Raw genomic sequence first — 20,203 nt, 5'->3', positions numbered from 1 at the left:
ATCATAAACGAAATCCCTTGCCTTTATCACAGGTAAGGGCTTTTTTATTTGTATCCTGTCCGAATGCTACTGTGAATGTGTGGCGTCCCTTATCGTATGTATATGTTATGTCCCAACCGTAGTAGTCGCATATCTGTTTTACGATTGCAAGTCCCAGACCGTTGCCGCTTTTGTTGCACGTGCGGTTGTTGAATCGGCTGAAAAGAGTCTTGCGGTCAAGTCCGCCGGTTTCCGACATGTTGCTTATTGAAAGTGTCTTTCTGTTGATACTCATTTCCACTGGTATTCCTGCCGTAGTGTTACGCAGCGCATTTATGGCGAGGTTGTTCACAAGAGTCTCCAACAGAGCCTTGTTTGCGCTTATATCAAGGCCGTTGCAGCTTGTCAGCGTTATGCTGTTAGTGTATATTTTTGCATATTCCGGTAAGAGCATTTGTATGAAGTCATGAAGAACGATGTGTTCTTTTTCCTCATACTGACTGTTTTCTATTTTTGCAAGTAGCAGCAGGCTGTGGTTCAATTGCTCAAGTCTTCGTGTCACGTCATACATGTTGTCCACAATCTTCAGCTCTCTGGCATTTAGATCTTCTTGAAGAAGCATGTCCAGATCGGCACGTATTATGGCTATCGGGGTTTGCAGTTCGTGTGATGCGTTCTCGGTAAATTCTTTCTGTATCTTATAACTATCTATGTTGCGGTGCAGCAGTTTTGCGAGTGTTTCGTTAAGTCTTGCAAATTCTCTGATGTCCGTGTGGGCGAATTCCGGTATTTTGTCTTTACCCAATTTAAAGTGTTCGATTTTTCCGAGCGTATCGTCAAATGTTTTCCACAGCCGTTTTGTAAGCCGTCTTGTGGTAAAGAACACCGTTACGCTTATCACCGATGCAATGAGAATGTACTGAAGCATCATTCCCTCGATAACATCCTGTTCCAGGTCGAGATCGTCTTCAATCTTTCCCGTCATGCGGTAGTCTTCCACAACGTCTATGAGGTCTTCGGCGTAGAAACGCGTAGTTAGGAAATAGAACACGGGAGCGCATAGCAGCATTACTGCCGCCAGTGTCAGCGACAGGTGTTTCATTGTTTTTTTTAGGAGAGTTTCTTTCATTGTTTATTCAATCCATTTATATCCTGTGCCGTAGAGCGTCTTAATCCTGTCCCGGCATCCTGTGGCTTCCAGCTTCTTCTTCAAGTTCTTTATGTGAGTGAACACAACGTTGAAGTTGTCCATAAGGTCGGCAATCTCACCGACGATATGTTCGGCTATTGCAGTTTTCGATACAACCTTGTTACGGTTGCATATCATGAACACCAACAGATCGTATTCCGTTTTTGTGAGCATTACCGCCTGTCCATCAACGATCACAGTCTTACTTTGCATGTCCACCTCTACGTTGCTGCTCACCAGTCGGTTGTTACCCTTTGAATATCTGCGCCGCATCAGTGCAAAAATCCTTATTTTCAGTTCTGACAGGTTGTATGGCTTTGATATGTAGTCGTCAGCGCCTATCTGCAGCCCTTCAATCTTGTCATCGATGCTGTCTTTTGCTGAAACTATTATCACCCCGGTGTCGGGCTTGCGCTTTTTCAGCCTGCGAAGCACATCCAGTCCGCTACCGTCGGGCAGCATAAGGTCAAGGAGTACACAGTCGTAATCGTATACACTTACGCGCATCAGTGCGTCGCTTGCGGTGAAAGTCTGTTCGCAAAGATAGTTGTCGGCGGCAAGGAATTTGACAATGTTGTCTGAAAGTTGTTTCTCGTCCTCTACTATAAGTATCTTCATAGTTGGTATATGTATTATTATAAAACGGTAAAAATCAGTGTTTATGAGGTCTTTTACATCTTTTAAGTCCTGCGGCACGGCTTTTTTGATGAAGCATGATGTTGCGTATGTATGCCACAAGTCCTACAGACTGTCCGAGTATCAGTACCGGGTCTGAGCGCACAATGCCGTATGTGACAATTATTGCCGAGCCGGTAAGGCTGATAATCCAGAAACCTACAGGCAGTACGGAAGCATGCCGACGGTAGGAATAATGCCACTGATAGACGAAGCGGAGAGTGAGGATTATCTGTCCCGCCGAGCCGAATAACAGCAGTAGGGGAGGCACGTCGCCGTTGTGGAGAAACCTGCTGACAAACGCTGTGCCCTCGGATGCGGTCATCATCAATGCCGCCACGGGGAGCGCGGCAATGCCAATGCGTGCCGGGCGGCATACTTTCTGCCACACACCCTTGATGTTAAGGTTCCATATATATATGTAGTACGAGATGAGTTGTCCGAGTATTATCGGGAAGTCATCGCGCATCCAACCGTATATATACAGCAGTATGCTGCCCACAAGGCTCAGTATCCAGAAAACATCGGGCGACAGCACGCGCCTTGCACGCTCCGACATAATCCATTGTATAAGTATTCTTGCTGAGAAAAGCCCCTGTGCAAGAAAACCCACGGCAAACATCCACCAGTTGCTCATAGCTCTTTTTCGTTTATCTCATATCTTATATAGCGGTTTTTCATCCATCTGAAGGCAATGCAGTCGGCAAACGGTTTTCTCAGTCTGTTCCACAAGTGATACTTCGATTTGCCTGCCGTGCGCGGATAATGTCGTACCGGAACTTCCTTGAAATTAGCTCCCTCAAGCGAGAACAGAGCCGGCAGAAAGCGGTGCATGCCGTCGAAAAACTGTATGCGCCGTGCATATTCGGTCCACATAACCTTGAGCGGGCACCCCGTATCGGTTGCCGTGTCGCCCGTCATCCGTCGTCTGAAACTGTTTGCAATCTTCGACTGCATGCGCTTGAAACCCGTATCCTTGCGTCTTGCCCTTATGCCCGTGACAATCTGATTGCTGCCGATGTGCTGCAGCAACAGGTCAAAGTCTTCCGCATCTGTCTGCATGTCGGCGTCCATGTATCCTAAATAGCGGCTCTCGGTATTGTCTATTCCTGCATTCAGCGCAGTACTGAGACCACGGTTACTGTCGTATGATATATAAAAGAAATCCGTGTTGCGTTCGCATATATCCTTTATGCGACCAAGGCTCCCGTCAGTGGAACCATCGTTCACCAACAGCACGCACGTTTTCATTCTTGCCTTGTTTATATATCCGGTCAGCTTCTTTTCCAACCTCTCCATGTTCTCGTATTCGTTATACATGGGTATGATAATAGTGAGATCATAGTTCTTTGTCTTGTTCATGATGTGTTTTTTCTTTTATGATTGTTACGTTGTTGATAAATTCATTGGTGTAATGCCTGTTGCCGCGAGGATGTTTGTTGTCATCAAAAATACCTATTCGTGTTGTGTCCACATTGTCAATAATACCCTTAGGCATCACCTCATGCACATTGCCGTTGCTCACAAGCACGAATGGTAGTCGTGCCTTTATGGCATTGCTGTCGGCGAGGTCGAGCGGCAGTATCTTGCGTCCGGCTTCGTATACAAGCTCAATACGCAGCGGTTCATGTGCGGGATGGTACATTCTCATGCCGTTTAGTGCCTTCATTTTTCGAGTCTCGTGTATGCTGTATCTATCCTTGTTACCGAACAGTCCGCCTATTCCTCCGAGCAAGAAACATTCCGTAAGCATAAATACACATCCCACACCGGCTGCAAAGCGCATGACGTTATGTTTTGTCACCTCGCGCATTATAAATACGGCAAGTATGGCGAACAGAGGACAGAGTATTATCAGCAGCTTTTCGTCAATCATCTTTGTGTCATACAATATTACAGGCAGCAAGATCGTGACAGACGCTGTAAGCATGCCGTTGGCACGGAACAGTAACCTGCCGGCTTTGTCGGCAGCAGTGTGTAAGTGCATAAGCAGGCTTGCAGTACACATTGAACATGGCACCATCATGGGCAGCAGGTAGCGCATTTTCTTCTCCGGCAGCAATGAGAGAAGTATAAGTGCGGTCACCATCCATGTAACGGAGAACAGATAGGGACGTACGTCCTTTATCGTCTTTTTCCAATATGGAATGGCAAGAGATGCAAGTACCGGAATCGTCCAGATGCCTGTTTCGGTAAAGAAACGCCAGTAATACCACCACGGTCGCACGTTGTGTCCTGTCCATGCTCCTGTTTCCTTGGTCATTACGACTGTCATTTCATGATGGTGAAATGTGAACAGCCAAGCGTACCACCAACCTCCTGTCACTATGCAGAGCAGTATCATGACAGCTGCTGCATCCCATTTGCCCTTGAGCGAGAAGCCCGGCATTGCCATCGATGTTATGAGCATGGGCAACAGCATGGCGTAAAACGACACCGGTCCCTTGCTCAGGAACGACAATCCCATCATTGTCCCGGCTGCCGGAAGCCAGAACCATTTCTTTCCGCCATCGTTCATAAGACCTTTTGTAAGGAAATATATGGCGCCGGTCATGAAGGCATGGCAATAAATGTCCCACGTAGCCGTGCGTCCCATTAACACGACTTGATAGCACGTCAGGAGTACTATTACGGAGAGCAGTGACAGGTCTTCATTCTTGCTTATTGTTTTTACTAATAAAAAGAAGAATATCGTCCAGATTGTACCCATTATGCCCGCGACGGCACGCTGTGCGGCAAGACTGTCGGGCATGACTGTCTCCACTGTCGCCGCCACCCATGTGGGCAATGGCGGTTTCTCCAGCCGTAGTGTGCCGTTCATTGTAGGTACGAGCCAGTTCCCCTCGTCTGCAATCTCGCGTGCGGTAACCATGTTGCGAGCTTCCATTATGTCTGTGGGTAATGCCGTGTTGTTCATGAAGAACGATACGGCGGCAAGCAGAATTACGAAAATATACTTTTTATACATTATAATATGTCTCTTAAAGGGTTCTTGTCAGACTTGTACCACTCTGCAAAACGTCCTATGCCCTCGTGCAGCGGTGTCTTGGGCAGTTTGCCCAGTTCTTTTTCAAATTTAGACGTGTCGGCGAATGTGTTGCATACGTCGCCCGGCTGCATAGGCATAATTTCCTTTATGGCGGTGCGAGCAAGTGCTTTTTCCATTTCATCGATAAATTCTGTCAGTCGGACAGGATGCGAACAGCCTATATTGTAGATCTCGTAGAGCAGATTGTCTTTACCGTCTGCTTTACTGTCGTTGCAATCGAGAACCCTTATGGTGCCTTCCACAATGTCGTCTATATAGGTGAAGTCGCGTGTCATGTATCCTCCATTGAACATCTTTATCGGCTTTCCGTGACTAATGGCATCGGCAAAAAGCATCGGTGCCATGTCCGGTCTGCCCCAAGGTCCGTATACGGTGAAATATCGCAGCCCGGTGGTTCTCAACCCGTAGAGGTTGCTGTAGCAATGTGCCATCAGCTCGTCCGACTTCTTGCTGGCGGCATATAGGCTCATCGGCGTGTCCGTCCTGTCGCTCTCGCAGAAAGGTGTCTTGTTGTTCTTTCCGTATACCGAACTTGATGATGCGTATACCAAGTGCTTTACTTTGTGATGACTGCAGCACTCAAGTATGTTAAGGAAACCGTCAAGATTGCTCCGCATATATGCTGCCGGGTTGTCTATCGAGTAGCGTACTCCAGCCTGTGCCGCCAGGTTTATGACCTTGTCGAAGCCGAATTTTCTGAAAAGCATGTCCAGTCTTTCCGTGTCTTCTATTTGCATGCGTATGAAACGGAGGTTGGAAAACTGACTGCTCGTGGTGATATTCATATCCCATTCCGCGTCTTCCCGTCTTATTCCGCATTCGTTGAGACGGGCATATTTCAGTCTTGTGTCATAATAGTCGTTGATGCTGTCGATGCCTGTCACGTCGTCACCTCTCATTGCCAAACGTCTGATGACATACGAGCCGATAAAACCTGCAGCTCCTGTAACCAATACCTTCATAATGTCTTGTGTTTCTTATAATAGTTATCTGTTCATATTCTTGGAATATGATTGCCTCTTTTTCTTCATCGAAGAGGAAACATAATGCTTTGTCAGGGAAGAGTGAATACGTATGTCCGCAGTGTTTCTGGCGCAGAAAATACCAATGGCAATGCCTGTCGCGACGTCTCCCGGATAATGTACGCCGAGGTATATTCTTGAATAGCAGATTATAAGTGACCATGTCACAAGTACGTATCCGATGAATTTTCGTTGTTTTGTGAATATCCAATAAAAAGCAAGACAAAAACTGTTTGCGGCATGACTTGAGGCAAATCCGTGGCTGCCGCCACGATAACCGTAAACAATATGTATGTATTCTGATATGGGATTGTCAAGATTGGAAGGGCGCAACCGTCCCACTAACGGTTTCAGTATGCCTGATGTAATTTGGTCGGATATTGTTATGGCGAGTATGAGAAACAGCAACCACACGGTTGCCTTTCGCAATCCCAAGTCTTTTATGACAACAAAAAAGAGCATCATGTACATCGGTATCCATATCAGTTTGTTGCTTGCCGTGTACATGATACTGTCGAGAACAGCGTTGTGGTGCCCGTTTATTGCAAGTAACAGGCTGCTGTCCATGGAGCTTAATGTATCACATATAAGAGTAACCATACACTTTTGCTTTTGTACGGATGCAAAAGTATATGGTTATTCTGTATGAAATCTGAAGATTTTGAAGATTGTCTGTTAACTTGATTTAAAAGATAATGAACGTAATCAAATGTCTTCCTCTCTCTCAAAACGCCTGTTCTTTGACTTCGTTTGCTTGCCGAAGGATATGTTGTATGTTGCCTTCAGGATAAAGAGTCGGTGTGCCGCGTCAAGTCTTATATGCTCTTTCTTTGCGGCATAGCGGTTCAGTTCCTCCGTTTCCATCCTGAGGTTGTCGAACGGGAAGAACATCATTGCGCCGAACATCCATTTCTTGTATCTGTACATGGCAGTCAGTGCCTGAAAGTTCTCATAACTGCTGACGGTCTCTCCGCGCAGTGTTTTCACGCTGTTCTTCATCTCCCACATCAGTGAAGCGTTCTTGTAGTTTGCCGAAACGGACATGTTGTAGAAAAAGTCGGTAATGCCGTGAGAGTAATTGTTGCCTTTGCTGAGATAACGAGCCACGCCTCCCGTCAGCGACATTTGCAGCATGTCGCGTATCGGTCCTACCTTTATTGTCGCCATTCCCCGCAGTCGCTGCCAACTTTTCTGGTTGTCTATTGTCTTCATGACCTTGTCATCGTAAAGGCTCTTTTCCTCCATTATGCTGTTCGGTTCGCAGTCGTATGTCCCTCCCAAGCCTACATAGAATATTCCTTTCTGCCAGTCGTAGTTCAGTTGAGTGTGGTAACGCATGTACGATTTCAGTCCGGCGTTACCCTGTTTCAGCTGCATCGAGTCTACAAACTGTATCACCTCGTCAAGGTCGTCGTATCCCGGTGATGCGTTCTTTGCCGTTCCTTTAAACCTTATTTTTGAGCTTTCCGAAATCTTGTATTGTATGTTGAGGCGCGGGTTTACGGCATACATCGTTTCCTCGTCTTCTCCCTTGTTGCTGTGGAAAGACCGTGTCACGCCCATTCCCAACGTATAGTCCAGCCTGCCTGCCCGTTTCTTGTATTCTCCGAACAGATACGTATATCCTTGGCGACTGTCCGTTTTCCTTCCGTTCAGCAGGTGCTTGTTCTCTGCAAAGGTGTGAGAGTGCTTTATTCCGGTGTTCACAACCTGCTTTCTTGCCAGTTTCTTTTCGTAAATCATCTCTCCGCTTATGGTGTATCTTTTGCCTTGCACCCGGTTGTCATTGGACGTAAGAATCTCGCTATCGGTCTCTTCCATATACAGACGGTTGTCTTTGTTTGCCTGATAAGTGCCCACTATGTTCAAGGCAAGTGTCTGATCTTTAGGCATCATGCGCTGCCAGTATATGTCGAGTACCGGTTTTATGCTGCCGGAATGGTACATGTTCGTGCGATACACGAAATCCTTCGGGTTGGCGGCATTGTACACCATGCTCTTGTTGTCCATGTGCGGCATGTTGTTGAACATCATCCTGAAACGCACGTTGAAATAAGACTTGTCGTCGGGCATGTAGCTGTAGTGTGTGTTAATTTGGTTGTTGAACTGCTCTATTTGCGACGGCATACCCGTCTCTATGCGTTTCAGCGTCTTGCCGCCGGCAAGGTTAAATGTCTCGGTTGTGTTGCTTATAAGGCTCTCCGTGTCGGATAATCCGCTGAATACGTTGATGCCCAATTCCGACTTACGCATGTTTATCTTTCCCGATACACGATAGTTTCCCCACATGGCGTTGACGCCCTGCATAATGTCGGTGCTGAAGTTTCCGCCCGACGTGCGCCGCTTTACAATGAAGTTCAGCACTACCTCCGCATTGCCGTACCGCATTCCGGGACTGTCGAGATACTCAACCCTCTTCACTTCTCCCGGTTGCAGCGCCATGATGTCCTGTATCGTAGCCTCCGCATCGTTTATGCGCAGCTGCACATCTCCTCCGTCTATGGTGGCTATTGTATTGCGGAAGCTGTTCACCTCAATTCTCGGTATCATCATTTCGCGCAGCAGACTCACACCGTTGTCCGCCAGTTTCACCTGTCTCGAGGTGGGATACAACAGCTTGCGGTCCGAAAAACCGGTCTGTCCCGATGCAGTGACGGTGATGCCGTCAAGTTCCGTCCGGGCGGCAGTAAGATATATGTCTCCTGCGGATATTACCTTTCCTGTGCCTTTCAGACTTGTTGTCGCGGTGTTGTATCCAATACATGAAATCTTCAGCAGATACGTGTCTCTTCCTTTTGTGTCGTATAACACGAAGTTGCCTTTCTTGTCCGTGGTTGTGCCCGATATGAAAACCGAGTCGGCGGTCATCATCGTGACGTTTGCAAATTCCACCGGCAGCCTGGTCTCTCCGTCTTTTATGACACCCCTTGCAGATGTTCCCTGTGCCAGTGCTTCCATTAACGTGCATGCGACAAGCAGCATGGTGACGGCTAATATTCTAATTGTGTGCATGTTTCTTACTGTTTTTTAGTATTGTCAAGGCGCCTTGTATGTTTGTTGTTTACCCGTTAGACGCAATGCGCCGGGAAAAAGTTGCGGTGCCGCATGTTTTTTTGCAGATTATGTGCCGGTACTCCTTTTGTAAATGGAAAAATACTTCCTCCCGTCATATAAATTATAAATTATAAATTATAAATTGTATAATTAACTCATTACCTTTGCATACATAATATAAATAATATCATCATGAAATACGTCGACGTTGTCCTTCCACTTCCTCTTGAAGACCGTTTCACATACTCCGTGCCGTCCTCGTTTGAATCCGTAGTGGTGCCGGGAATGCGTGTCACGGTGGATTTCCGTCGCAAGAAGACCATGGCTCTCGTGGCAGCCGTTCATGAAACGAAGCCCCCGTTCGAGTGTAAAGACATTCTCGACGTGCCCGATATCGTTCCGGTTGTCACCCCACAGCAGTTCCGCCTGTGGCAATGGATTGCCGACTATTACATGGCTCCGTTCGGCGAAGTGTACAACGTGGCTTTGCCCGGAGGACTGAAGGCACCCGGAGTTTACAGACCGAAGACCGAGACATGTCTTGCGCTCGCACCCGAATACCGCGACGGCAGGGCGCTGCGTGTGGCAATGGAGATACTGAAGAGGGCAAAGGCACAGGCAAAGGCTTTTGCCGTTTTCCTCGAACTGTCGCACAATGATACCCTTATAACCGATGGAGCGGCAGCCGGAACATCTGTCGAAATAACCCGTGACGAACTGATGAACTCCGCCCACTGCACCGCGGCTGTGGTGAAAAGCCTTGTAGACAGGAAACTGCTTGTGACATACGAGCGCGAAGTAGGGCGTCTGAATTGCGACACGCAACCCTGTCTTGAGAATATAAAGAGGCTTAACGAGGCACAGCAGGATGCCTACAACCGTATCCTCATGTCGTTCATGAAGAAAAACGTCGTGCTTCTCCACGGTGTAACATCCAGCGGAAAGACAGAGATATACATACATCTTATAAAACAGGCAATGGAGCAACACCGGCAGGTACTTTATCTCCTGCCCGAGATTGCACTCACAGTCCAGATACGCGAGCGGCTCCAGCGTGTCTTCGGAAACCGTCTCGGCATATACCACTCAAAATATTCCGATGCCGAGAGGGTGGAGATATGGAAGAAGCAGCTGTCCGACAATCCTTACGATGTGATACTTGGCGCGCGCTCTGCCGTGTTCCTTCCGTTTACACGTCTGGGACTTGTCATTGTCGATGAGGAACACGAGACATCGTTCAAACAGCAGGATCCCGCTCCGCGTTATCATGCCCGCAGTGTGGCGATAATGCTGGCACAGGCGTGCGGGGCAAAGACGCTGCTTGGCACCGCCACACCCTCGGCAGAGACATATCACAATGCCACGACCGGAAAATACGGGCTTGTGACACTCAACCGCCGCTATAAAGATATACAGTTGCCCGAGATACGGGTGGTGGACATTCGTGACATGCAGCGTCGTAAGATGATGAACGGACCGTTCTCGCCGGTGCTTGTGAAGAGCGTCAGGGAGGTTCTTGAGGGCGGTGGACAGGCTATTCTTTTCCAGAACCGTCGCGGATTTGCACCGATGATGGAATGCAAGGTGTGCGGATGGGTGCCGCGGTGCACCAACTGCGACGTCAGTCTTACCTATCACAAGAACATGAACCAGCTTACATGCCACTATTGCGGTTATACATACAAACTGCCTGAGGCGTGCCCGTGTTGCGGAAACACTGACCTCAAGGGGCGTGGCTACGGCACGGAGAAAATAGAAGACAAGGTCATGGAGGTGTTTCCCGAAGCACGTGTGGCGCGTATGGATCTTGATACGACACGCACGCGCACGGCATACGAACGCATTATATCCGACTTCTCCGCAGGGCGTACCAACCTGCTCATAGGCACTCAGATGATAAGCAAGGGACTCGACTTCGGCGGAGTAGGGGTGGTGGGCATCCTCAATGCCGACTCCATGCTTAACTATCCCGACTTCCGTGCATACGAGCATGCCTTCACCATGATGTCGCAGGTGGCAGGCAGGGCGGGGCGTAAGGGGCGGCGTGGACTGGTGATATTGCAGACCAAAAGTCCGGAACTGCCCGTTATAAGTCATGTGGTACACAACAACACGTCCGCGTTCTATGCCGGTTTGTTTGAGGAGCGTTCTCTCTTTTGCTATCCTCCGTTTTATAATGTGATCTATATATTCCTCAATCATCGTGACGAAAACCGTGTTTCAACAGCCGCCCATGAGCTTGGCAACAGGTTGCGCAGCCTTCTCGGCAACCGTGTGCTCGGTCCCGACAGACCGGCTGTTGCCAAGGTGAAGACAATGAACATACGCAAGATTGTGTTGAAACTCGAGAAGACCATAGACATGGGCAAGGTGAGGCGGTGTCTGCGTTCGGAGATCGGACGGTTGGAGAGCGACACTCGTTATAACTCGCTTAAGGTTTATTGTGACGTCGACCCACTTTAAGAGAGGGCATAATAAGAAGATAGAGGGAGGACGAATAATTTACTGCCGCGCAATATTGAACCAATAGGCTATATAATGCTTATAGGATTTATAAGACCTGTAAGCCTTATAGAATCTAAAATAATTGAACTATCGTGCAGCAAATTCCCCTATCTCCTCTTGTCTCCTTGTTCTATTGTCTTCTATCTTCTGTGGCACAAGCCGCATATCTTCTTTTATCTTCCCTTATCTCCTTGTTCTCTAAAATGCATTATGTGACCTTTAACGTTCTAAGAGGTGGCTTTTTAGGCTCTGAAAGAGCATCTCTTGGCGTCTAAAAAGCCACCTTTTGGAATGCAAAAGGTATCGTTCTGTTTATCAATGTGTTACAGCATGGTATAATAACGTGGATTTTATATAACGTATAAAGGCAGATAAAAGACGTATGTTTTGTCGTTTCATATACAAGTATTGTCCTTTATCTTCCGTGGCGCAAGCCACATAACTTCTTCTGACTTCCCTTAACTTCGTATTATAAAAAAACGGGGCAATGTCAAAACAGACACAGCCCCGATAAATAAAGGTCTTCAATGTTATCTTGAAAAATCTTTTTTAGAATGTCATGTCCACACCGACACCGAGCACGCGGTTTGTGCGTGTAAAACTGTCGGACACTTTCATGCTGCCCATGTCCTGGACTTTGTTGTAGTCTTCGTAATTTGTCTGGAAATAGGCAAGGTTCACTTTTACGTTCTTTGCAACGTTTACACCGACGCCGAAACCGAACGAATAAGAACTAACGTTGAAACTTATGTCGTTAATGCCGTTGTCCTTAAGGTCGTAGTCGGTCTTTTGCATACCGCCGCTAACCTGTACATATTTGTTTATGTCGTACTCCGCGCCAATGAGATATTCGTTCGTATCACCCAGCATGTCTTTGGTATACTGTTTTGTATCGACGTCGAAATAGTGGTGCCAGCCTGCCATAAGACGCAATGAGGGCAGCACCTCGTATTGTGCTCCCACTGTGAGCAGTGCGGGAGAGTCTTCCGCCACCTTCTTGCCGTTGGCATATTTGTCGAGCATGGATATTGCTTTGGCACTCTCGCTGTTTGCCGACTCGTTCTTGAGACGCATGCGTGTCTTGAACTCGTATTTGGCTGCAAGGTTCAGTTTGCCGGTTTTATAGTCTATGCCTATTATCGGAGCAATACCCCAACCCGTCTGGTCGCAATTCAGTTCTATGTCCTGTGTCATGGCAGCATAGCCAGTCATCTCGGCTGCCTTTTGCTTCAGTGCCGCCGCCATTTCTGCTTGTCCTGCCATTTCAAGCTGTCCTGCCTGCTGGTTCAGCGCCCCTGCCAGACCGGTGAAGAATGTCGGTGCGGCAACCATTGACAGGTTTCCGCCCGCGCTTTGCTGAAAAGCAATGTTCTTTACGTATCCGAAATAGTTGGCGGAACCATAAAGCAGACGTATGCCTCCGTATACAGAGAGGTTCTTGTTTATCTTATATGCACTTCCCAAAGTGAAGCCGTAGTAATATTGGCGTCCGCGCATGTACGGGTCGAAAGAGTATCCTCCGGTGAGCTGTGTGCCCATTGCTTGCAGGCTGTTATTGATACCGCCTGCTATGAGCTGTGCCGGAATAGACGCCACTACACCTTCAAATGAGCCGAGACCGTTGTCGAACTCGCATTTGCCGCCACCGCCCATGATGGCAAAACCAAACTGAAAACTCCATTTGTCTTTGTTGTATGCAGCCTGTATGGAGGGGATTATCGGAGCATTTGCCTTGCCCTTGAACTTGCGGACAAAGTTGTTCTCGGCTGTGGCAGGGTTGTTTACATTGTACTGAAACAGGTTGCCGTAGCCGGTAAGCACCTCGCGCGTCTGGCGTGCGTTCTGTATGTTAAGCGAAAGATGAAAACCTTCGCTCAGAAAAGCCACGCCGGCGGGGTTGCTGTATACACCGTCTATGCCTATTGCGGCATCGCGTGCCGGGTTGCGGAGGAAGATGATGTTCTGGTTGGTGTTGGTCAGAAGACCGCCGGCAAACGAAGTGCTTGCCACTGTAAAGATAAGTGCCGTAATGGCAAATTTTAATTTATTCATTTTAAAAATACTTATTTAAATTGTCCGCAAAGGTATTTATATTGTTCTATATTTCCATTTAGGTACTTTTATGTTTAATATTCATTAACACAAAAGATGTCTTTTGTTGCTCATTTATGATGTTTTGTGCAATAAAATAATGTGAGTCCGGATGTAATTCTAAGAGGATGTGACAAGTCGTGAAGTTAGAAGAAACCATGGTAAGTTATAGTGTTTAAACTGTGGAAGATAAAAGACGATATAATAAGAATATAGAAATATGCAGAGGAAGATATGCGGTTTGCGCCACAGAAGATAAAGGACAACGGTCTTGGATTAAACAACAAGGCATTTGTCTTTTATCTTCTTTTATCTTCTCTTATCTCCCTCTATCTTCTTTATTTACTTTAGTTTTTCAACCTTGTGACGGTGGATAACAAGAGAAATCAGTTCTTTTTCAACTCAGGATAACTGATGCGTGTATGGTATATAGCCTTAAGTCTTTCTATGAGTACCTGCTTGGCGATGGCAATGTCGTGGAATGTTATGGGGCAGTATTCAAAGAACCCTTCGGCCACCTGTTGGTCTATCAGCTTGTTTACAAGCGCGCTGATGCTTTCCGGTGTATACTCCGGCAGGGAGCGCGAGGCGGCTTCTATGGTGTCTGCCATCATCAGTATAGCCTGTTCGCGTGTGAAAGGATTGGAACCGGGGTATGTAAACAGGGCTTCGTTTATCGGTTCGTCCGGATGTTCGTTCTTATATGATATGTAGAAAAACTTTGTCTTTCCGTTGCCATGGTGCGTGGTTATGAAATCTTTTATCGTCTTCGGCAGGTTGTATTTCTCGGCAAGTTTCAGTCCTTCGGTGACGTGGCTGATGACAATCTGTGCCGCTTCTTCGCGCGGTAAGTTGTTCAGCGGGTTTACACCCACCTGGTTTTCGGTGAAAAAAGCCGGTTCTTTCATTTTCCCTATGTCGTGATAGAGCGCTCCCGTTCTTACCAGTTGTGCCTTGGCTCCGATTTTGTTGGCTATCTCGGCAGCAAGGTTGCTTACCATTATCGAGTGTTGAAATGTTCCGGGAGCAACCTCGCTGAGTGCCCGCAGCAAGTCTTTGCTGGTGTTTGAAAGTTCGATGAGTGTGACATTCGACGTAAAACCGAACATCTTTTCTATGACAAGCATCAGCGGATAGGCGAAGAGCAGAAGAACACCGTTTACTATTATATATTTATAAAGGCTGTTGTCCATGTCGTCAAAACTCTTGTCCTGCATCAGTTGTAGTGCGCAATAGACGGCACATCCGGACAGTGTTATCAGTAATACCGTGCGGAACAACTGTGCACGCTGTGACAGTTCGCGCAGCGAGTATATGGCAACTATGCCTGCTGTAAGCTGTACAAGGATGAACTCATACTGATATCTCACCACGGCGGCGCACAGCAGTATCATTATCGTATGTGACACGAAAGCTGTACGTGAGTCCATGAATACTCTGATGAAAATAGGTACGATAGCAAACGGAAGAACGTATACGTTCATGATATTGTTTTCTATCATCAGCGATACAAGTATGGGGAAAATGGTTATTAGCACGTACAGCATGGCTATGCTTCTCGGCTTGTCAAAATAGTCCTTGCGGTAAAGTCCGAGATAAAGTGTGAACAGCACTATGATGATTGTTACGAAAATAACCTGTCCTACAATGGTAGACGTGATTGTGTTCACCGTGGAGTTGCGGCGCTGTGTCTCACGTTCAAAAGAGCTTAGCACCCTGAACGTATATTCATCGACAATCTCGCCGCGGTCTATGATTTTCTGTCCTGTAAGTACCATACCGCTTGCCAAGGGTACGCTTCCGAGCAAGTCGTTCAGTTCGGTCTCGCTTCTTTCCCTATCGTATATCAGGTTCGGTTCTATATATTCGTTGAGATTGCACCTTTGAAGTATCTGTTTGTGCGGCGCAAGTTTCTCGTCCTGAAACAGTTTCTCGTAGGCTCCTATCATCGAGTAGAAGCATCCTATCTGTACGCTGCTTGCGTTTTTACCGTTCACTACACGCACCATGTTGGACGAATCTTTCACTATCTCACTGAAATCCTGTGTCTTCATTATTCCCGTCTGGTACAGGCGGTGCAGGCGGTCGGCTATTATTGCGGTGTAGTTGCCTTGCAGTCCCGGTATGCCGGCTTTAAAGTCGTTGAGGAAACGGGCTGTTATCCGTTTCTCCACCTCGGTGTCGTAGTTGTAATAAGGTTCGAAGATCTTCCGTATGCTGTCCTGTTCTTTCTTTACGGCTTCATCGGTCTTGTATATCGGAAAGTCGAATTTAGCAATCAGCGAACTGTACATCCATGGCTTGCCTATGTCATATCGGTATTGAGGCCCCGTGGCACGGGGCATGAACCATACCATTATTACTACGGAGATGACAATCAGTGCCATGCGTGAAAATACGTTTTGCCAGTAGTGATTGTCTGTTATGTTGAATTTGTTCATTTTGTACGGCGTTACAGGGTTTAACTTTGCGAAAATACAAAAAAAATATGCCATATTGCCGAAAATGTATTAAATTTGCACAAAATTTTATCTTCATTAATATAATGGCAGACAGAAAAGTAAGGGTGCGTTTTGCTCCAAGTCCTACGGGAGCATTGCACATTGGCGGTGTGAGAACTGCTTTGTATAACTATCTTTTTGCCCGTCAACATGGCGGAGAGATGGTTTTTCGAATTGAAGACACGGACTCAAGCCGTTTCGTGCCGGGAGCGGAAGAGTATATAATAGAATCTTTCAAGTGGTTAGGTATAAACTTCGACGAGGGCGTTAGCTTCGGCGGTTCTTTCGGACCGTATCGTCAGAGTGAACGGCGTGCCATATATAAAGAATATGTGGACAGGCTCCTGGCTGACGGAAAGGCATATATTGCTTTCGACACGCCGGTGGAACTTGATGCCAAACGTGCCGAGATAAAGAATTTTCAGTATGATGCCCATACGCGTATGATGATGCGCAACTCGCTCACCCTTTCTAAAGAAGAGGTGGATAGCCTTGTTGCCGACGGCGTGCAGTACGTTGTCAGGTTTAAGGTCGAGCCGGGCGAAGACATACATATACATGATATGATTCGCGGCGAGGTTGTCATCAAGAGTGACATTCTTGACGACAAGGTGCTGTATAAGAGTGCCGACGAGTTGCCGACGTATCATCTTGCGAACATCGTAGACGACCACCTGATGGAGATCTCGCATGTCATCAGAGGTGAGGAGTGGCTTCCCAGTGCTCCGTTGCACGTCCTTCTGTATCGTGCTTTCGGTTGGGCGGACACCATGCCGTCGTTTGCTCACCTGCCGCTTCTGCTCAAACCGGACGGCAAAGGCAAGCTATCGAAGCGCGACGGCGATCGTCTTGGTTTTCCGGTGTTCCCTCTTGAGTGGCACGACCCTAAGACGGGCGAGGTGAGCAGCGGCTTCCGTGAAAGCGGATATTTCCCCGAGGCGGTCATAAACTTCCTTGCTTTGTTGGGTTGGAATCCGGGTACGGAGCAGGAACTGTTCACTATAGACGAGCTTGTAGAGCAGTTTGACATTGCCAAATGCAGCAAGGCGGGAGCGCGGTTTGACTATAAGAAAGGTATATGGTTCAACCACGAGTATATCCTCCGCAAGTCCAATGAAGAGATAGCGAGCCTTTTTGCGCCGATCGTTGCAGGCAACGGCGTGGATGAAACGCTTGAGCGTGTGACACAGGTGGTGGCAATGATGAAGGACAGAGTTGACTTTGTACATGACTTGTGGGAGCTTTGTTCATTCTTCTTTATTCCTCCGACGGAGTATGATGAGAAGACTGTGCGCAAGCGTTGGAAAGACAATTCGGCTGTTGTCATGGGCGAGTTGGCAGACCTCCTTGGTTCTCTCGATGATTTCTCTATAGAAAATCAGGAGGCAAAAGTCTTTGCATGGGTGGAAGAAAAGGGCTATAAGCTTGGCGATGTTATGAACGCTTTCCGTCTTGCACTTGTCGGAATAGGCAAGGGACCGGGCATGTTCGACATTTCGGCGTTCCTCGGCAAGGATGAGACACTGCGCCGTCTGCATGCGGCAATAGATGTCCTTAAGTAATTATATTATATAAAGGTGTGGGCTGAAGGCGTCTTCTTCCCGCACCGAATATTTTTTCCAATTAACCAACTCTAATACTTTTGCCGTGTATAATCTGGTTATTTATCTCTATGTATTAGGTGTAGCCGTTGCCAGTCTGTTCGATAAGAAGATAAAAAAGATGTGGCGTGGCGGACACGAGGCATTCAGGGTGCTTGAAGAAAAGGTGGATTCGGGAGCACAGTATGTGTGGTTTCACGCTGCTTCTCTTGGCGAGTTTGAGCAGGGAAGACCGATAATGGAGCGTCTGCGCCGTGAGCATCCGGAGAAGAAGATATTGCTTACGTTCTTCTCACCCTCGGGGTATGAGGTGCGGAAAAACTATGATAGGGCAGACATAATATGCTATTTGCCGCTCGACACTCCACTCAATGCACGCCGTTTCTTGAAGCTTGTACAACCTTGTATGGCATTTTTCATAAAGTATGAGTTTTGGTGGAACTATCTCGAATTGCTCAGCAAGCGTGGCATTCCTACGTATAGCGTGAGCAGTATCTTCCGTCCTAATCAGATATTCTTCCGTTGGTACGGTCATCATTACAGACGTGTGTTGAAGTGCTTCACCAAGTTTTTTGTACAAAACGAGACAAGTCGGACTCTTCTTGCCACGCTTGGAATAACCGATGTGGCGGTTACCGGCGACACCAGATTTGACCGCGTGCTGGCTATCAAGGCGCAGGCAAAGGAACTGCCGATAGTGGATGCGTTCAAGCAGGGGCATAAGGTGTTTGTGGCAGGCAGCAGCTGGCAGCCCGACGAGGATATTTTCATACGCTTCTTCAATACCCATAAGGACTGGAAACTTATCATCGCTCCCCACGTTATAGGCGAGGATCATCTCATGCAGATACTTTCCGGACTTGAAAGAAAGGCTGTACGTTACACGCAGACCACGCCCGAGGAGGCGCGCGATGCCGACTGTCTGATAATAGACTGCTTCGGATTGCTGTCCAGCATATACCGTTATGGTGAGATATCGTATGTCGGAGGCGGTTTCGGTGTCGGTATACACAATGTTCTCGAGGCTGCCGTGTGGGGCGTTCCGGTTATCTTCGGACCTAACAACCGCCGTTTTCAGGAGGCGCAGGAACTGCTGGCATCGGGTGGCGGCATAGAGATTGGCAGTTATGATGATTTCTGCGGCGTGATGGAACGCCTTATGTCAGATGCGCCATATCTTGAGAAGTGCAGCCGGGAGGCTGGCTCCTATGTAGAAGGAAAGTCGGGGGCGACGGACGCGATACTTGCCGATGTGACTTTTTAAGGAACAGATTAAAGAATATAAAGGGAGATAGAAGAAGATATGTGGCTTACGCCACAGGAGATAGAGGACAAATGTCTTGAAACAAGCAACAAGGCATTTGTCCTTTATCTTCCCCTTATCTTCTTCTATCTCCTTTTATCTTCTTATTCTATTGTCCTTTATCTCCCGTGGTGTAAGCCACATATCTTCTTCTATCTCCCTTTATCTCCTTATTCAATCTTCCCATTGCCATTGTCTTTTTCCGATGCTTTCCGCTCCATTTCAAGAAATCTTTTGATGTCGTTTTGCAGGCGTATGAACTGCTCGGAAACCATATATCCGGTGTTTCTTTTCATCATCTGTTCGATGTTCTGCATGCTGTTGCTGTAGCATGACAGCTCGTTTCGCATCTGTGTGCCGTGCTTTGCCTGTCTGCGTATCTCGTTCTCTCGCTCCTGTATAAGCCTGCTGCATACTTTTGTAACAACGGGCTGCACGATTTTGTTGAACAGGTGGTGCCCGTGAATGTACATATAAGTTGTCTGCGGGGTAACTCCCAGCTTTATCAGTTCGCGTTTCAAGGCGAGATACGACTCTTTGGCGTGAGGGAAATGGCGCTGCAACAGATTTATTTTCTTCCTTACCTTATTCCTTACATTGTCTATTGCCACCTGCGGAGCATTCAGGTTGAAACCTCCGATGTCAATAATCTTGTTGAAGTCGGTTATTGTGAAATCTTTGTATATGCCGCGCCTGTAGTGCCATACCGACCATACGAAGAGAGGAAATACGGCTTCGCTGTACAAGCGCATGAACTCTTTAAAATCGAAAACGGCATGATCGTTGAGTGTAACCATTACGCATGTGTCGTGCAGAGACGGCGCATAACACTGGTAGTTCTCTATGGCGTATGCGTATGTGTGCAGCACGTAGGGACTGTCGAGTATCTGGCGTGACGTAGGTGTGGCGCCCTGCATGATGTAATCATAGTCGGCATCGACACATGCAATCATGCTTCTCCCCACCTTGTCGGGTATGAGGCTCATCAGTGCCGACTTCTTTCCACGTTCCAGTTTGGCACGCGAGGGAAGCATTACCTCGAAATATCGTGTCTCGTCCTCATGGCGGCTTAATGCCGTGCGCCAGAAGAAAACATCGTCGTAACTCTCCACGTATGCCACGATGCGCCGCCGCGCACTCTTTGCCCTGAGCCTGTTGGCAGCCTCAAAATATGCAGACGAGATGTTTTCCGTAAGACGTTTAGCCATGAGTCACTCTCTTTCTTGTTTTTTAT

At 47.5% G+C, this 20,203-nt stretch carries 14 protein-coding genes; 3 read left to right on the top strand and 11 right to left on the bottom strand.

All coding sequences use genetic code 11. The features are described 5' to 3' along the window. Position 1 precedes the first annotated feature (1 nt). The 8 genes from HPS54_RS04985 to HPS54_RS04950 form a co-directional block, all read right to left on the bottom strand. On the bottom strand, positions 2 to 1,081 hold the full coding sequence (locus HPS54_RS04985) for a sensor histidine kinase (protein WP_172344364.1): 1,080 nt from the start codon (positions 1,079 to 1,081) through the stop codon (positions 2 to 4). A gap of 30 nt (positions 1,082 to 1,111) precedes the next feature. Then, on the bottom strand, positions 1,112 to 1,786 hold the full coding sequence (locus HPS54_RS04980) for a response regulator transcription factor (protein WP_172344363.1): 675 nt from the start codon (positions 1,784 to 1,786) through the stop codon (positions 1,112 to 1,114). 34 nt (positions 1,787 to 1,820) lie between these two features. Beyond that, positions 1,821 to 2,480 (bottom strand): lipid-A-disaccharide synthase N-terminal domain-containing protein, encoded by a 660-nt coding sequence (locus tag HPS54_RS04975; protein WP_172344362.1) that lies wholly within the window; start codon positions 2,478 to 2,480, stop codon positions 1,821 to 1,823. Continuing rightward, positions 2,477 to 3,205 carry a glycosyltransferase family 2 protein gene (locus HPS54_RS04970; protein WP_172344361.1) on the bottom strand — a complete coding sequence of 243 codons (729 nt, stop codon included), beginning with the start codon at positions 3,203 to 3,205 and terminating at the stop codon, positions 2,477 to 2,479. The genes HPS54_RS04975 and HPS54_RS04970 overlap by 4 nt, the downstream gene beginning before the upstream one ends. Beyond that, positions 3,183 to 4,811, bottom strand: coding sequence for an ArnT family glycosyltransferase (locus HPS54_RS04965; RefSeq protein ID WP_172344360.1), 1,629 nt, complete (start codon positions 4,809 to 4,811; stop codon positions 3,183 to 3,185). The genes HPS54_RS04970 and HPS54_RS04965 overlap by 23 nt, the downstream gene beginning before the upstream one ends. Further along, a complete protein-coding gene (locus HPS54_RS04960; protein ID WP_172344359.1) occupies positions 4,811 to 5,854 on the bottom strand; it encodes an NAD-dependent epimerase/dehydratase family protein in 1,044 nt (347 codons plus the stop codon). Before HPS54_RS04960 ends, HPS54_RS04965 begins: the two co-directional genes overlap by 1 nt. A gap of 24 nt (positions 5,855 to 5,878) precedes the next feature. Beyond that, positions 5,879 to 6,514, bottom strand: a complete 636-nt coding sequence (locus tag HPS54_RS04955; protein WP_172344358.1) for a phosphatase PAP2 family protein — start codon at positions 6,512 to 6,514, stop codon at positions 5,879 to 5,881. A 105-nt stretch (positions 6,515 to 6,619) separates the two neighbouring features. After that, positions 6,620 to 8,926, bottom strand: a complete 2,307-nt coding sequence (locus HPS54_RS04950; protein ID WP_172344357.1) for a carboxypeptidase-like regulatory domain-containing protein — start codon at positions 8,924 to 8,926, stop codon at positions 6,620 to 6,622. Between the two features lie 234 nt (positions 8,927 to 9,160). Here HPS54_RS04950 and priA point away from each other — a divergent pair, with 234 nt between their 5' ends. Further along, positions 9,161 to 11,431, top strand: coding sequence for a replication restart helicase PriA (gene priA / locus HPS54_RS04945; RefSeq protein WP_172344356.1), 2,271 nt, complete (start codon positions 9,161 to 9,163; stop codon positions 11,429 to 11,431). Between the two features lie 591 nt (positions 11,432 to 12,022). Here priA and HPS54_RS04940 read toward each other — a convergent pair. Together HPS54_RS04940 and HPS54_RS04935 are read right to left on the bottom strand one after the other, a co-directional pair. Continuing rightward, entirely contained in the window at positions 12,023 to 13,525 is a 1,503-nt protein-coding gene (locus HPS54_RS04940; RefSeq protein WP_172344355.1) for an OmpP1/FadL family transporter, read from the bottom strand. Between the two features lie 425 nt (positions 13,526 to 13,950). Further along, the gene (locus tag HPS54_RS04935; RefSeq protein ID WP_172344354.1) at positions 13,951 to 16,005 is read right to left on the bottom strand and encodes an HD family phosphohydrolase; all 2,055 of its coding nucleotides are present in this window, start codon (positions 16,003 to 16,005) and stop codon (positions 13,951 to 13,953) included. Between the two features lie 104 nt (positions 16,006 to 16,109). Here HPS54_RS04935 and gltX point away from each other — a divergent pair, with 104 nt between their 5' ends. Further along, on the top strand, positions 16,110 to 17,627 hold the full coding sequence (gene gltX / locus HPS54_RS04930; protein WP_172344353.1) for a glutamate--tRNA ligase: 1,518 nt from the start codon (positions 16,110 to 16,112) through the stop codon (positions 17,625 to 17,627). 85 nt (positions 17,628 to 17,712) lie between these two features. Then, positions 17,713 to 18,930: a 3-deoxy-D-manno-octulosonic acid transferase gene (locus HPS54_RS04925; protein WP_172344352.1), complete on the top strand. Its 1,218-nt coding sequence runs from the start codon at positions 17,713 to 17,715 to the stop codon at positions 18,928 to 18,930. Positions 18,931 to 19,139: 209 nt separating this feature from the next. On the opposite strand, the gene HPS54_RS04920 is transcribed toward HPS54_RS04925, so the two are convergent. Beyond that, positions 19,140 to 20,177, bottom strand: coding sequence for a DUF4435 domain-containing protein (locus HPS54_RS04920; protein WP_172344351.1), 1,038 nt, complete (start codon positions 20,175 to 20,177; stop codon positions 19,140 to 19,142). Positions 20,178 to 20,203 lie beyond the last annotated feature (26 nt).

Source organism: Xylanibacter caecicola, assembly GCF_013166515.1.
Lineage (GTDB): Bacteria > Bacteroidota > Bacteroidia > Bacteroidales > Bacteroidaceae > Prevotella > Prevotella caecicola.
The sequence above is the reverse complement of the archived record's forward strand: the minus strand, read 5'-3'. Positions and strand labels throughout refer to the sequence as shown.